10 protein-coding genes and 1 pseudogene are annotated in these 15,241 nt (G+C 73.4%); 6 read left to right on the top strand and 5 right to left on the bottom strand.

The annotated features are described in order from the left end of the window. Positions 1-203 precede the first annotated feature (203 nt). Together RKD23_RS06380 and RKD23_RS06375 are read right to left on the bottom strand one after the other, a co-directional pair. Positions 204-1,019, bottom strand: a complete 816-nt coding sequence (locus RKD23_RS06380; RefSeq protein WP_424852744.1) for an N-formylglutamate amidohydrolase — start codon at positions 1,017-1,019, stop codon at positions 204-206. Between the two features lie 82 nt (positions 1,020-1,101). Then, positions 1,102-3,318, bottom strand: coding sequence for an NADP-dependent isocitrate dehydrogenase (locus tag RKD23_RS06375; protein ID WP_424852743.1), 2,217 nt, complete (start codon positions 3,316-3,318; stop codon positions 1,102-1,104). A gap of 233 nt (positions 3,319-3,551) precedes the next feature. Between RKD23_RS06375 and RKD23_RS06370 the strand changes: the two genes are divergently transcribed. Further along, on the top strand, positions 3,552-5,111 hold the full coding sequence (locus RKD23_RS06370) for a M1 family metallopeptidase (RefSeq protein ID WP_424852742.1): 1,560 nt from the start codon (positions 3,552-3,554) through the stop codon (positions 5,109-5,111). Between the two features lie 20 nt (positions 5,112-5,131). On the opposite strand, the gene RKD23_RS06365 is transcribed toward RKD23_RS06370, so the two are convergent. Further along, on the bottom strand, positions 5,132-6,229 hold the full coding sequence (locus RKD23_RS06365; protein ID WP_424852741.1) for a mechanosensitive ion channel family protein: 1,098 nt from the start codon (positions 6,227-6,229) through the stop codon (positions 5,132-5,134). Between the two features lie 312 nt (positions 6,230-6,541). On the opposite strand from RKD23_RS06365, the gene RKD23_RS06360 reads away from it, so the two are divergent. From RKD23_RS06360 to RKD23_RS06345, 4 genes and pseudogenes are all read left to right on the top strand, one after another. Next, positions 6,542-7,981, top strand: coding sequence for an FGGY family carbohydrate kinase (locus tag RKD23_RS06360; protein ID WP_424852740.1), 1,440 nt, complete (start codon positions 6,542-6,544; stop codon positions 7,979-7,981). Further along, a complete protein-coding gene (locus RKD23_RS06355) occupies positions 7,978-9,381 on the top strand; it encodes an FAD-dependent oxidoreductase (RefSeq protein WP_424852739.1) in 1,404 nt (467 codons plus the stop codon). The genes RKD23_RS06360 and RKD23_RS06355 overlap by 4 nt, the downstream gene beginning before the upstream one ends. Next, positions 9,378-10,217: pseudogene (locus tag RKD23_RS06350) on the top strand (FAD-dependent oxidoreductase); the annotation flags it as partial. The gene RKD23_RS06355 and the pseudogene RKD23_RS06350, both read left to right, overlap by 4 nt. 82 nt (positions 10,218-10,299) lie before the next feature. Continuing rightward, positions 10,300-11,019 (top strand): SDR family oxidoreductase, encoded by a 720-nt coding sequence (locus RKD23_RS06345; RefSeq protein WP_424852738.1) that lies wholly within the window; start codon positions 10,300-10,302, stop codon positions 11,017-11,019. Positions 11,020-11,044: 25 nt separating this feature from the next. Here RKD23_RS06345 and RKD23_RS06340 read toward each other — a convergent pair whose 3' ends face one another. Continuing rightward, positions 11,045-12,010 carry a lysylphosphatidylglycerol synthase transmembrane domain-containing protein gene (locus RKD23_RS06340; protein WP_424852737.1) on the bottom strand — a complete coding sequence of 322 codons (966 nt, stop codon included), beginning with the start codon at positions 12,008-12,010 and terminating at the stop codon, positions 11,045-11,047. A 124-nt stretch (positions 12,011-12,134) separates the two neighbouring features. Between RKD23_RS06340 and RKD23_RS06335 the strand changes: the two genes are divergently transcribed. Continuing rightward, on the top strand, positions 12,135-14,015 hold the full coding sequence (locus RKD23_RS06335) for an ABC transporter ATP-binding protein (RefSeq protein ID WP_424858178.1): 1,881 nt from the start codon (positions 12,135-12,137) through the stop codon (positions 14,013-14,015). An 85-nt stretch (positions 14,016-14,100) separates the two neighbouring features. Here the strand turns inward: RKD23_RS06335 and RKD23_RS06330 are convergent, their stop codons facing one another. Further along, a complete protein-coding gene (locus RKD23_RS06330) occupies positions 14,101-14,994 on the bottom strand; it encodes a pentapeptide repeat-containing protein (RefSeq protein WP_424852736.1) in 894 nt (297 codons plus the stop codon). Positions 14,995-15,241 lie beyond the last annotated feature (247 nt).

Below are 15,241 nucleotides of genomic sequence, written 5' to 3'. Positions count from 1 at the left end.
GCGCAGGGCAGGCTCCGCGGTCCCCGGATCATCGTCCTGGTACGCCAGGGCACCTGATCCACGGGGACCGCGAGCCGCAGCCCCGGCATCCGGTCCCGCAGCGTGTCCGCGAGCAGCCGCGGTGGGGGACGAACCGCGCGGCCGGCCTCCTCCTCGCGCACCTCGCCCGCCGCCTGTCGCACGGGAGTGCTCCGGCCGCCGGATCAGCCCTTCGGTACGGCGTCCACCAGGCGGGCCAGCGCCTGGGCGAGCGCACCGAGCCCGGCCGTGGCGCGGCCGCCCGGCTCGGTCATGTAGGTGTCCCGGCGGATCTCCACCATCAGCGCGGCGACCCGCGGGTCACGGCCGTAGAACTCCAGCGGCACGTACGTCCCCGCGAAAGGACTGTCGAGCCCCCTCTCCCCGATCTGCGAGAACGCCTCGGAGGCGGCCGCGAGCAGCTCCGGCGGCGTGTGGAAGGGGTCGGTCCCGAGGCACACGGGCGGCCGGGGCCCGCTGCCGTGCAGCTCGTAGGGCAGTGCCCGGGTCGGATACGAGTGCACATCGATGATCACCGCCCGCCCGGTGGCGGCCAGCCGGTCGGCCACCGCCTCGCTCATGGCCTGCGCGTACGGCCGGAAGTACCGCTCGATCAGCGGCCCGGGCCGGCCGTCCCCCTCCCGCAGCACCTCCTTGTGCGTCGTCCGTGTGTACACGGCCCCCATCCCCACGGCGAGCATCTCCTCCCGCTCGTCGGGGAACCGCTCGGGGTCGACGACGAGCCGTGACAGCCGGTTCACGAACCGCCAGGGCGTGAGACCGGCGAGCGCGGCGGCCTCCGCGGCGATCTCGGCGGTGTGCGCGTCGGTGATGTGGTCCAGCTCCCGCTCCAGCGCCGGGTCGTCGAGCACGATCCCGGCCCGCACCTCGGCCGGTATCTCCCGAGAGGAGTGCGGCACATGCAGGATCACGGGCGAGTCGTCGGCGCCGGACACGAGAGCGAAGGACATCACGGTCTCCCTGAAAGGGCTGAAGCTCATGTGATCAAGGTGCCACACGGGTCTGACAACGGCTCCGCCCCGGCCGGGCGCGATGCCGGCCGGGGCGGAGTTCAGCTCAGGGTCACAGGGAGGCGAGGGCCTCGTTCCAGGTGGCCGAGGGGCGCATGACCGCGGCGGCCTTGGCCGGGTCGGGCTGGTAGTAGCCGCCGATGTCGGCCGGCTTGCCCTGCACGGTGTTCAGCTCGTCGACGATCTTCTGCTCGTTGGCGGCGAGGGTCTCCGCCAGCGGGGCGAAGGCCTTGGCCAGGTCGGCGTCGTCGGTCTGCTTGGCCAGCTCCTGCGCCCAGTACAGGGACAGGTAGAAGTGGCTGCCGCGGTTGTCGATGCCGCCGACGCGACGGGTCGGGGACTTGTCCTCGTTGAGGAAGGTCGCCGTGGCGCGGTCCAGCGTGTCGGCGAGGACCTTGGCCTTCGGGTTGTCGGTGGCCGCCGCGTACTGCTCCAGGGACGGGACCAGCGCGAAGAACTCACCGAGGGAGTCCCAGCGCAGGTAGTTCTCCTTGACCAGCTGCTGGACGTGCTTCGGGGCGGAGCCGCCGGCGCCCGTCTCGAACAGGCCGCCGCCCGCCATCAGCGGCACGACCGACAGCATCTTGGCGCTGGTGCCCAGCTCCAGGATGGGGAAGAGGTCGGTCAGGTAGTCACGCAGGACGTTGCCCGTGACGGAGATGGTGTTCTCGCCGCGGCGGATGCGCTCCACCGACAGCTTGGTCGCCTCGACCGGGGCGAGGATGCGGATGTCCAGGCCCTCGGTGTCGTGCTCCGGCAGGTACTGCTGGACCTTGGCGATGAGCTGCGCGTCGTGGGCGCGGGTCTCGTCCAGCCAGAACACCGCCGGGTCGCCGGTGGCACGGGCCCGGGTGACGGCCAGCTTCACCCAGTCGCGGATCGGGTCGTCCTTGGTCTGGCAGGCGCGGAAGATGTCGCCCTCGGCGACCGGCTGCTCGATCAGGACGTTGCCGGCCTGGTCGACCAGGCGGACGGTGCCCGCGGCCGGGATCTCGAAGGTCTTGTCGTGGGAGCCGTACTCCTCGGCCTTCTGCGCCATCAGGCCGACGTTCGGGACCGAGCCCATGGTCGACGGGTCGTAGGCGCCGTTGGCGCGGCAGTCGTCGATGACGGCCTGGTAGACGCCGGAGTAGGAGGAGTCCGGCAGGACCGCGAGGGTGTCGGCCTCCTGGCCGTCCGGGCCCCACATGTGGCCGGAGGTGCGGATCATGGCCGGCATCGAGGCGTCGACGATGACGTCGGACGGCACGTGCAGGTTGGTGATGCCCTTGTCGGAGTCGACCATGGCCAGCGCCGGGCCCTCGGCCAGCTCGGCGTCGAAGGACGCCTTGATCTCGGCGCCGTTCTCCAGGGCGTCCAGGCCCTTGAGGATGCCGCCCAGACCGTCGTTCGGGGACAGACCGGCGGCGGCCAGCGCCTCGCCGTACCGGGCGAACGTCTTCGGGAAGAAGGCGCGTACGACGTGGCCGAAGATGATCGGGTCGGAGACCTTCATCATCGTGGCCTTCAGGTGCACGGAGAACAGCACGCCCTCCGCCTTGGCGCGGGCGACCTGCGCCGTGAGGAACTCGCGGAGCTGGGCGACACGCATCACGGAGGCGTCGACGACCTCACCGGCGAGCACCGGCACCGACTCGCGCAGCACCGTGGTGGAGCCGTCCTCGGCCACCAGCTCGATCTTCAGCGAGCCGGCCTCGGAGACCACCGCGGACTTCTCGGTGGAGCGGAAGTCGTACTCGCCCATCGTCGCCACGTTGGTCTTGGACTCCGCCGACCAGGCGCCCATGCGGTGCGGGTGGGTCTTGGCGTAGTTCTTCACCGAGGCGGGGGCGCGGCGGTCGGAGTTGCCCTCGCGCAGGACCGGGTTCACGGCCGAGCCCTTGACCTTGTCGTAGCGGGCCTTGATCTCCCGCTCCTCGTCGGTCTTCGGGTCGTCCGGGTAGTTCGGCAGCGCGTAGCCCTGCGCCTGCAGCTCGGCGACGGCGGCCTTGAGCTGCGGGATGGACGCCGAGATGTTCGGCAGCTTGATGATGTTGGCCGCGGGCGTCTTGGCCAGCTCGCCCAGCTCCGACAGCGCGTCCGGGATGCGCTGGTCCTCGGTCAGGTACTCCGGGAACACCGCGATGAGGCGCCCGGCCAGCGAGATGTCCCGGGTCTCCACAGAGACACCCGCCTGCGAGGCGTAGGCCTGGACCACCGGCAGGAAGGAATACGTCGCCAGGGCCGGGGCCTCGTCAGTGTGCGTATAGATGATGGTCGAGTCAGTCACCGGGTGCTCCGCTCCACGTCTGCAACATTGCTCGACATCAAGATATCTCGTGATCGCCCCCGTCTCGACAGGGGTCCGGCCGGACCCGCTCGTGGATCAGCCGGAGATCGGTCGTGGATCATCCGGGTCACGGAGCAACCGAAGGAGGTGATCTTGCACTCATGGCAGGTGATCGTCATCTCAACCGACGACGGCCGGACCCGACCAGCCGGCCGCCCGAGCGAAAGCCGACCATGAGATATCGCAGCAGACTGACCGCCCCGGCCGCCCTCCTCGGCACCGCCGCGGCACTGACCGCCGGCGTCCCGGCGCACGCCGCCACCGGGGGACCGACGGCGAAGCGCCCCGTGCGCGCCCCTTCGCCGGGCCCCGAGACCCTCGGCGACCCCGTCTACCCGAGCCTCGGCAACGACGGCTACCGGGTCAGCGCCTACGACCTCGACCTGGCCTGGGACGCCGGCAACCGGATCGTCACCGGCACGGCCACCCTCCTGATCACCACCACCCGGGAGCTGAACCGCTTCTCCCTGGACGCCCTGGGCCTCGACATACGGTCCGTGCGGGTCAACAACACCCCGGCCACCTACGCCCAGTCGGGCGAGAAGCTGCGGGTCACTCCCGCCACGCCGCTGGCGGCGAACGTGGCCGCGCGGGTCACCGTCCTGTACTCGGCCGACCCGCGGCGGGCCCTCGCCCACACCGCCTGGGTGCCCACCCCGGACGGATTCGCGGTGTGCCCGCAGCCGAACTCGGCGCACACCGTCTTCCCCTGCAACGACCACCCGGCCGACAAGGCGGACTTCAGCTGCCGCATCACCGTCCCGGCCGGGCTGCGCGGTGTCGCCAGCGGCAACCTCGTCAGCACCGAGACCCTCGCCGACGGCCGCAAGGCGTACTACTACCGCTCGGCCTCCCCCCTCGCGACCGAGGTGGTGCAGATCACCGTCGGCGACTACGTCGTCAAGGAGCGGCCCGGCCCGCACGGGCTTCCGCTGCGCGACGTCGTCCCCACCGCGCGTGCCGCCGCCCTCGAGCCCGCGCTCGCCCTCACCCCGCGCCAGATGGAGTGGGTGGAGGCACGCCTGGGCGCCTTCCCGTTCGAGACGTACGGGCTGCTGCCCTGCAACTCCGACGACCCCGCGGCGTTCGACTTCACCGGCCTGGAGACGCAGACCCTCACCCTGTACAAGCCGAACTTCCTCCTTCAGGAGGAGAAGAAGATCGGCTCGCACATGATGCACGAGCTGGTCCACTCCTACTTCGGCGACAGCGTCTCCCCGGCCACCTGGGCCGACCTGTGGCTGAACGAGGGCCACGCCGACTACTACGGGCTGCTCTACCGCTACGAGCGCGGCTGGCCGGACTCCCTCGGCCTGACCACGCTGGAGGCGCGGATGAAGCACACCTACGCGCTCGGCGACCAGTGGCGGGCCCAGTCCGGGCCGGTGGCCTCGCCGACCGCGGCCAACCTCTTCGACAGCCAGCGCTACCTCGGCGGCGTGCTCGTGCTGTACGCGCTGCGGCAGCGGGTCGGACAGGGCGTGTTCGACGCGATCGAGCGCGCCTTCCTCGCCCGCCACCGCAACTCCGCGGCGTCCACGAAGGACTTCATCGCGGTCGCCTCCCAGACCGCGGGCGAGGATCTGTCCGGCTTCCTCACCGAGTGGCTCTACGGCACCAAGACGCCGCGGATGCCCGGCCACCCGGACTGGACCGTCACGCCGGTGAGCTCGTCGTTCGCCGCCCCGCCCAGCCGGAGCGCCAAGCCCCACGACAACTCCGCGACGCTGTAAGGCGTTCCGGCAGAAAGCTGTCAGTCGAGCCGGGCGGAGGCCACCTCGCCCGGCTCGGCCGCGCCGGAGCGCTGCTGCGGGATGACCACCGCGCCCTGCTCCAGCGACACCGTGCGGGTGGGCGCCGGGATGCGGATGCCCTCCTCGCGGTAGCGGCGGTGCAGCCGCTTGATGAACTCGTGCTTGATCCGGTACTGGTCGCTGAACTCGCCGACGCCCAGGATGATCGTGAAGCCGATCCGGGAGTCGCCGAAGGTGTGGAACCGCACGGCCGGCTCGTGCTCCGGCAGCGCCCCGGTGATCTCCTGCATCACCTCGGCCACGACCTCGACGGTCACCCTCTCCACCTGCTCCAGGTCGCTGTCGTAGGCGACGCCCGCCTGCACGAGGATCGTCAGCTCCTGCTCGGGGCGGTTGTAGTTGGTCATGTTGGCCCCGGCGAGACGGCCGTTGGGGATGATGATCAGGTTGTTGGAGAGCGAACGGATCGTCGTCTGCCGCCAGTTGATGTCGGTGACATAGCCCTCCTCGCCGCTGCTCAGCCGGATGTAGTCGCCGGGCTGGACGGTCTTGGAGGCCAGGATGTGGATGCCCGCGAAGAGGTTGGCGAGCGTGTCCTGAAGGGCGAGTGCGACGGCCAGGCCGCCCACACCGAGGGCGGTGAGCATCGGCGCGATGGATATGCCGAGTGTCTGGAGCACCACCAGGAAGCCGAGCGCCAGGACGACGACCCGGGTGATGTTCACGAAGATCGTGGCCGACCCGGCGACCCCGGAGCGGGACTCGGTGACCGTGCGCATGAGGCCGGCGACCACCCGGGCCGCGGCGACCGTCGTCGCGATGATCAGCAGCACGGTCAGGGTCTGGTTCACATGCCGCTGCACGGCCCCGGTCAGCGGCAGCGCCGCCCCCGCCGCGGCCGCGCCGCCCAGCACCGCGGCCCACGGCAGCACGGTCCGCAGACCGTCCACGAGGACGTCGTCGCCGCCCCAGCGGGTGCGGTCGGCCTGCTTGCCCAGCCAGCGCAGCAGCACGCGCAGCACGAACGCCGCCAGCAGGCCGGCGGCCATGGCCGTACCGGCGATGACGTAGTCGTTCAGGGTCAGCGTGCGGGTCACCGGTCACCTCCGGGGAGACGGGGTGCGGCGGAACGGCCCGCCGACGGCCGGATGTGAAGTCTCGTCACGATGTCACCTGCTCATTCGGAATGTGCTCGTGCGCCGGACCGGCCCGCTGTCGCGGACCGGAGCGCGCGCTCATCCTGCCGTATCCGGAACACCGGTTCGCACACATGGTCGGCCCTCGCCGCCGATGTGGTCCGCCTCCGGCCGCCCTTGACGTCGCGGGCGCCCCGACGGCAGGCTGGCGAGCCGTGATCACTGGGGGAGGGGTCCGATGAACGGTGCTGTGCGGGCGGGGAGCGGGCCCTGGTGACCGGCCCTGTACTCGCCGTCGACCAGGGCACGTCCGGCACCAAGGCGCTGGTGATCTGCCCCGAGCGCGGGGTGATCGGCACCGGCTTCGCGCCCGTGCGGCCGCGCCATCTCCCCGGCGGGCGCGTCGAGGTCGACCCCCGCGAGCTGTACGCCTCCGTCCTGGACGCCGGCCGGCGCGCCCTCGCCGAGGCGGGTGAACCCGTCACCGCGCTCGGCCTGGCCAACCAGGGCGAGACCGTCCTCGCCTGGGACCCGGCGACCGGCGAGCCCCTGACCGACGCCCTCGTCTGGCAGGACCGCCGCGCCGAGCCGCTGTGCGCCGAACTCGCCCCGCACGGCGCGGAGTTACGGCAGCTCACCGGACTGCCGGTCGACCCGTACTTCGCCGCGCCCAAAATGGCCTGGATCCGCCGTCACCTCACCCGCGACGGCGTCGTCACCACCTCCGACTCCTGGCTCGTCCACCGGCTCACCGGCGCCTTCGTCACCGACGCCGCCACCGCGGGCCGCACCCAGCTCCTCGACCTCGACCGGGCCGCCTGGTCCCCGCGCGCCCTCGACCTGTGGGGACTGTCCGGCGAACGCCTCCCGTCGGTCGTCGACGCTGCGCAACACATCGGCACGACCCGGGCGTTCGGCCCCGAGATCCCGCTGACCGGCCTCGTCGTCGACCAGCAGGCCGCGCTGCTCGCCCAGCACCTCACCGGCCCCGGCGGCGCCAAGTGCACCTACGGGACCGGCGCGTTCCTGCTCGCGCACACCGGGGACACGCCCCGGCGCGGCGACTCGGGCCTGGTCACCTGTGTCGCCTGGCGCCTCGCCGGACGCACCGGCTACTGCCTCGACGGCCAGGTCTACACCGCCGCCTCCGCCGTCCGCTGGCTCACCGACCTCGGCGTGCTCCAGAGCGCCGCCGACCTGGACCGGGTCGGCGGGGCCGTCCCCGACAGCGGCGGCGTCACCTTCGTCCCCGCCCTCGCCGGGCTCGCCGCCCCCTGGTGGCGCGGCGACGTCCGCGGCTCCCTCACCGGCCTCGGCCTGGACACCGGCCCGGGGCATGTGGTCCGCGCCCTGTGCGAGGGCCTGGCCGCGCAGGTCGTGGAGCTGGCCGAGGCGGCCGCCGCGGACCTCGGCACCCCGCTGACCCACCTCCGCGTCGACGGCGGCCTCACCCGCTCCGCCCTCCTCATGCAGACCCAGGCGGACCTGCTGCAACGCCCCGTCGAGGTCTCCGCCCTCACCGACGCGACAGCCCTCGGCGCGGGCGTCCTCGCCCGCCTGGGCGCCGATCCGGGACTGACCCTGACCGAGGCCCTGCCCGACTGGCACCCGTCGGCGGTGTACGAGCCCCGCATCACGCCGACCGAGGCGACCGAACGACTCGCCACCTTCCGAGCAGCAGTGGGTGCGCTGCTGGACCGGGATCGGTCATGACCGTCACCCGGCACGGCCCCCTCCCCTCGCAGCCGTACGACGTAGCGGTCGTCGGCGCCGGTGTCGTGGGCTGCGCCGTCGCGCGGGCCCTGGCGCGGTACCCCCGGCTGAGGATCGCGCTGGTGGAGGCGGCGGACGACGTGGGGGAGGGCACGTCGAAGGCCAACACGGCGATTCTGCACACCGGCTTCGACGCGACGCCCGGCTCCCTGGAGGCGCGTCTCGTGCGGGAGGGCGCCCGGTCGCTGGCCGCGTACGCCGCTGAGGCGGGCATCGCGGTCGAGCCCGTCGGCGCGCTGCTCGTGGCCTGGGACGAGGGGCAGCTCGCCGCCCTGCCCCGCCTCGCGGAGAAGGCCGAGCGCAACTCCTGCCACGACACCGGCCTGTTGGGGCCGGCCGAGCTGTACGCCCGCGAACCCCACCTGGGCCCTGGCGCGCTCGGCGCCCTCCATGTCCCCGGCGAGAGCATCGTCGACCCCTGGACGACGACCCTGGCCTACGCCACCCAGGCTGTCCGGCACGGCGTCGACCTCCACCTCGACTCGCCGGTGCGGGACATCAGGAGACAGGACGGCATCCACACCCTCACCACCGCACGCGGCCCGCTGCACGCCCGCCGGCTGGTGAACGCGGCCGGGCTGCACGCCGACGCCCTCGACCGGCTGCTCGGCCACCAGGACTTCACCGTCACCCCGCGGCGCGGCCAGCTCCTCGTGTTCGACACCTTCGCCCGCGACCTCGTCCGCCACATCCTGCTGCCCGTGCCCACCGCGCTCGGCAAGGGCGTCCTGGTCGCGCCGACCGTGTACGGCAACGTCCTGCTCGGCCCCACCGCGGAGGACCTGGACGACAAGCGCGCCACGCAGTCCACCGCCGAGGGTCTCGCGCTGCTGCGGGAGAAGGGCCGCCGCATCCTGCCCCGGCTCCTCGACGAGGAGGTCACCGCCGTCTACGCCGGACTGCGGGCCGCCACCGAGCACGAGGACTACCGCATCCGCGCCCACCCCGAGCAGGCCTGTGTCACGGTCGGCGGCATCCGCTCCACCGGCCTCACCGCTTCCCTGGCCATCGCGGAGCACGTCCTGGGCCTGCTGACCGAGACGGGCCTCGACCCGGGCCCCGCAAGGGAGTTGGAGCCGGTTCGCCTGCCCCACCTGGGCGCAGCCTCCCCGCGCCCCTGCGAGCGGCCCGAACGCGTCGCCGCCGACCCGGAGTACGGCATCCTCGTCTGCCACTGCGAGCGCGTCTCCCGAGGCGAGATCCGCGACGCCCTCGCCGGTACGATCCCGCCCCGCAGCCTCGACGGCCTGCGCCGCCGCACCCGGGCCCGGGCGGGCCGCTGCCAGGGCACCCACTGCGGTGCGGCGGTACGCGCACTGCTCGAGGAGGCCCGGCCGTGACGCGCGAGGTCGACGTCCTCGTCGTCGGCGCCGGCCCCGCCGGTCTCGCTGCCGCCGCCCGGCTGGCCCGCGCCGGGGTGGGCCACGTGGAGGTGCTGGAACGTGATCCGCAGGCCGGGGGAGTGCCCCGCTACTGCGCTCGCGTCGGCCTCGGCGCCGGGCCGCAGTTCGCGCGCCGGCTCGCCCAGCGGGCCGAGCGCGCCGGTGCCGTCGTACGGACGGGCGTGACCGCGCTCGACTGGGCCGGCCCGCTCGCGCTGACGACCGTCGGCGCTCAGGGCACGGAAACGATCCGGGCCCGCGCGATCGTGCTCGCCACCGGCGCCCGCGAACGCCCCCGCGCGGCCCGCCTGGTGCCGGGCACCCGCCCCGCCGGGGTGTACACCACGGGCGAACTCCAGCAGGCGGTGCACCTGTTCGGGCAGCCCATCGGCACGCGCGCGGTCGTCGTAGGCGCCGAGGACGTCTCCTGGGCGGCCGCCGCCACGGTCCGGGCCGCCGGGGCCACGGTCGTCGCCATGGTCACGGACCGGGAGACCGCCTCGATACACCGCCTGTGGCGGGCCGTGCCGGTGCTCACGGGCACCACCGTCGCCGAACTCCTCGGCCACGGCCGCCTGTCCGCCGTCCGCGTCCGCCACCGCGACGGCCGTACGGCCCTACTGCCCTGCGACACCGTCGTGTTCACCGGCGACTTCGTCCCCGACGACGAACTGGCCCGCCGCGGCGGCCCCCGGCCGGGTGTCTTCGCCGCGGGAGGCGCCGTACACCCGGGGCAGCGGGCGAGGGCGGCGGCCCGCGAAGGGCAGCGGACAGCCGACGCAGTGCTGGCCTGGTGGGGCGGGTGAGGTGTCCGGGGCGGGCCGGCGTGGTGAAATCTGCCTCGGCAGAGGCGACTTGAACGAGAGAGGGTTCTCCATGACCGCACCGAACAGGGTCGGCGGGCCGCGCGTCGCTGTGGTGACCGGCGCCAACCGGGGCATCGGGCGGGAGGTCGTCCGGCAGCTCGCCGAACGCGGGTACCGGGTCGTGCTCGGCTCCCGCAAGCTGGAGAAGGGGCGCTCCGCCGCCGCGCGGCTCGACCCCGGCGGAGAGCGGATCACCGCCGTGCAGCTCGACGTCTCCGACCAGGCGAGCGTGACCGCGATGGCCGAGTGGGTCACCCGGGAACTGGGCCGCACGGACGTCGTCGTGAACAACGCGGCGATCCTGTACGACACCTGGGCGCAGGCCCGTACCGCCGATCTGGCCGAGGTGCAACAGGCCCTGGACACCAACCTGTTCGGCGCGTGGCGGGTCACCCAGGCGCTGCTGCCGCTGCTGGAGCGCAGCCCGCACCCGAGGATCGTCAACGTCAGCAGCGGGGGCGGCTCACTGGCCTCGATGACCGGCGGCACACCGGCGTACAGCGTGTCCAAGGCATCCCTCAATGCCCTCACCCGGCTGCTCGCCGGGGAACTGCGCGGCCGGCGGATCCTGGTCAACGCGATCTGCCCGGGCTGGGTCGCCACCGACATGGGCGGCGGGGGCGGCCGGCCCGTGTCCGAGGGCGCGGCCGGGGTGGTGTGGGCGGCGACGCTGCCCGACGACGGGCCGACCGGCGGCTTCTTCCGGGACGGCGAGCCCGTGCCCTGGTGAGACCCGGAGCGTGAGCCCGGCGGCCTCAGATCACCTTCAGCCGCACCAGCGCGCCCAGCGTCAGCGCGCCGGGCACCAGCGGCACCCACACGGTGATGATCCGGAACGCCAGCACCACCGCCGTCGCCACGGCCGCCGGGCCGCCCGCCGCCACCAGCGCCACGACCAGGGCGGCCTCCACCGAGCCCAGGCCGCCCGGCGTGGGGATCAAGGCCACGGCGACGGTGGCCGAGAGGTAGGCGACGGCCATGTGCGCGGGCGGCACCGGCAGCCCCAGCGCCAGGCCCACCGCGGTGAGCCCCGCGGCCTGGAGCGCCGGGAAGGCGAACGAGCCGCCCCACAGCGCCAGCGCCCGCGCGGGCCGCGTGTGCACCGAGCGGGCCTCGTCCAGCGCGGTCCGCAGGAACGCCACCACGCCCCGCCGCACCCGCCGTACGAGCGTCAGCACGGCCACCGCGGTCACCGCGCCCGCGCCGAGCGCGACCAGCAGCGGGCCGCCCGTCCCGGCGGGCAGCAGGGCGCCCAGGCGCAGCGCGTGCGGGAAGACGGCCAGCAGCACCGCCAGCAGCCCGAGCCGGGCCATGCTCTCCGCCAGCAGATACAGCGCGAGCGCCGCCGAGGAACGGGCCGGCGACAGCCCGCACACCGTCAGGAACCGCAGGTTCACCGCGCCGGCCCCGAGCCCGGTCGGCAGCAGATGGTTGGCCGCGCCCGCCGCGAACTGCGTGGCCAGCAGCCGCCGCCTCGGCAGCCGCTCCACGACCGCGCCCTGCCGGCTGACGGCCGCCGCGACCCAGGTCAGACAGGTCGCCCCCGCCGCGGCCAGCAGCCACGGCCACTCGGCCCGCCCCAGCTGTCCGAACCCGTCGGCCAGCACAGCCCGGTGGCGCAGCGCCACCACGGCGACCAGCACCACCGGGAGCACACACAGGATCTGCCGGGTGGGGACGCGCCGGGCGAGGCGTCCCGCGGCAACTCGTAGCCCTGTCACACTCCGGTAGGCTCACCGCACGGCCCCAACTCCCGGTAGCGGACGCGGAGACGGTGGATGGCGGCCGGACACCGAAATTCTTGACCTCAAGGTTGCTTCAGGTTCTACGGTCTTCCTCATGAGCATGGAGACCACCGCCTGGACGCAGCTGTACAGCGTCATGAACGCCCAGCAGGAGCGCCGCCCGTTCGCCCGCGCGACCCTGCGCCGCATCGGGGCGTTCGCCCGCCCGCACCGCTCCCGTATCGCCCTGTACGTGCTGCTCGGGGTGGCCACCGCGCTGCTCGCCGTGGCGACGCCCGTCCTCGCCGGGAAGGTGGTGAACGCGATCGTGCGGGGCGGCGACGAGGACACCGTCGTACGGCTGGCCCTGCTCATCGCCCTCATCGCGGTCGTCGAGGCGGGGCTCGGCATCCTCGGACGCCGGCTGTCCGCCCGGCTCGGCGAGGGGCTGATCCTCGATCTGCGCACGGCCGTCTTCGACCATGTGCAGCGCATGCCCGTCGCGTTCTTCACCCGCACCCGCACCGGAGCACTGGTCAGCCGCCTCAACAACGACGTCATCGGCGCCCAGCGGGCCTTCAGCAACACCCTGTCCGGCGTGGTGAGCAACCTGGTGACACTGGTGCTCACGCTCGCCGTGATGCTCACCCTGTCCTGGCAGATCACCCTGCTCGCGCTGGTGCTGCTGCCGGTGTTCGTGGTGCCCGCCCGGCGCATGGGCGGCCGCATGGCCCGGATGCAGCGGGAGGCGGCGGCGCTGAACGCGGCGATGAGCACCCGCATGACCGAGCGGTTCTCCGCACCCGGCGCCACCCTGGTCAAGCTGTTCGGGCGGCCCGGGGAGGAGTCCGCCGAGTTCGCCGACCGGGCCCGCCGCGTCGCCGGCATCGGGGTCCGTACCGCGACCGCGCAGTCGGCGTTCATGACCGCGCTCACCCTCGTCTCGGCCCTCGCGCTGGCCCTCGTCTACGGCCTCGGCGGCTGGTTCGCGCTGCGCGGCAGCATGGACCCCGGCGCCGTCGTGGCGCTCGCCCTGCTGCTGACCCGGCTGTACGCGCCGCTCACCGCGCTCGCCGGGGCGCGCGTGGAGGTCATGAGCGCCCTCGTCAGCTTCGAGCGGGTCTTCGAGGTGCTCGACCTGAAGCCGCTCATCGAGGAGCGGCCCGACGCCCGCGCGGTGCCCGACGGTCCCGTGGCCGTCGAGTTCGACGACGTCCGCTTCGGCTACCCGTCCGCCGACAAGGTCTCCCTGGCCTCCCTGGAGGAGGTCGCCGCCCTCGACACCCGCGGCGGCGCCGAGGTGCTGCACGGCGTGTCCTTCCGCGCGGAGCCCGGGCGGACCGTGGCGCTGGTCGGATCCTCCGGCGCGGGCAAGTCGACGATCGCCCAGCTGCTGCCGCGGCTGTACGACGTGGACGCGGGCGCCGTGCGGGTCGGCGGGGTCGACGTCCGCGAGCTGAGCGCGGAGTCCCTGCGGGGCACGGTCGGCATGGTCACGCAGGACGGGCACCTCTTCCACGACACCGTCCGCGCCAATCTGCTGCTGGCGCGGCCCGAGGCGGGGGAGGAGGAGCTGTGGGACGCGCTGCGGCGGGCGCGGCTGGAGGATCTCGTACGGTCGCTGCCGGACGGTCTCGACACGGTCGTCGGGGAGCGGGGCTATCGGCTCTCCGGCGGCGAGCGGCAGCGGATGACCATTGCGCGGCTGCTGCTGGCCCGCCAGCGGGTCGTGGTCCTCGACGAGGCGACGGCTCATCTGGACAACACGTCCGAGGCGGCTGTGCAGGAGGCTCTTGGTGAGGCGCTTGTGGGGCGGACGGCGTTGGTGATCGCGCATCGGCTGTCCACCGTGCGTTCGGCCGACCTGATCCTTGTGCTGGAGGCGGGCCTGATCGTGGAGCGGGGTACGCATGAGGAGTTGCTGGGCTTGGGTGGGCGTTATGCCGAGCTTTACCGGACGCAGTTCGAGGCCTCTGGGGAGGCGGAGGGGGTGGCTGTGTGAGTGCGCTTTTCGAGGTGCCTCTTGCTGTCGTCTCGCGTCGGTAGCGCCGTTGTGGCTTGTCGCGCAGTTCCCCGCGCCCCTGGGTTCACCAGTGCTGGGGTCGGCTGACCGTTGAGGGCAGCCTCGTCGACCCGTCCCCCCTCGCTGCGTTCACCTGGGCCTGGGTCAGGAAGACGCTGCCTGTCAGGTCGGCGCCGGTCAGGTCCGCGTCGCGGAGGTCGGCGCCGATCAGGTCGGACATGCGCAGGTCGGCGTTCTTCAGGTCGGCGGCGACCAGGAGGGCGCCCCGCAGGCTCGCGCCGCGCAGGTCGGCACCGGCGAGGCGGGCGCCCATCAGGTCGGCGCCGCGATGGTTGCGGGTGCGGCCGGGGACCTGCTCGCGGACCAGGTCGCCGACCCGCAGCAGCAGGACGTTCACCTCGCCGCGCAGCGCGTTCACGTCCAGGCCGAGGAGCGACGCCGCGTCACCCCGGGTGAGCTCCTCCAGGCGCGTGCGGGCCCGCCGGAGCTGCTTGTGCACCGGCCGGGCCACGGCCACGTCCAGCCCCTCGGCGACGTACCAGAGCAGCTCGTGCAGCTGCCGCATCACCGGGAACACCTCGAACATCTCCCGGGCGGTGCCCGGGGCCTGCCGCCAGTCGGTGCCGCCGTAGGTGATCTGGGAGACCTTCTGGCCGGCGCCGAAGCAGTCGAAGACCGTGCAGCCCTGGTAGCCCTCCGGCCGCAGCCGGGCGTGGATGCCGCAGCGGAAGTCCGCGTCCAGGTTGGCGCAGGGCTTCCCGGCGGGCTTGTCGACCGCGAAGTCGGCCGAGCGGGCGAAGGGCAGCGCGACGCAGCACAGGCCGAAGCAGTCGCCGCAGTCGGCCCGCAGCTCCTCGCGGTCCGGGCCGGCCGAAAGCGCCTCGGCAGAGGCCCTGGCAGGGGGCGCGGCTGGGGCCTCGGCGGCGGCCGCGGCTGGGGCCTTGCGCTGTCGGGTCACCGTGCGATCTCTCCTCGTGAACGGCCTGCGGGCGGAGCCTACCCGCGCCCGCGCGGCCCGCCATTCTCGCAGACCACAGGCCTTTCGGCACACGCTGCACTTCTGCCACGAACGCACCATGAATCAACGTGTGAAACCAACTCGTGCGGTAACCCGTGGGCGTGCGCCGTCGCCCGCCGGGCGGCCGGCCCGGCAGCGCCCGTTCGCGCCACGACCCGGGCCCCGCGCCTTCATCAGCACAAGGAGC

The sequence above is a fragment of the Streptomyces sp. SAI-170 genome (genome assembly GCF_049739565.1).
GTDB lineage: Bacteria > Actinomycetota > Actinomycetes > Streptomycetales > Streptomycetaceae > Streptomyces.
This window is presented reverse-complemented; position numbering and strand designations above follow the sequence as displayed.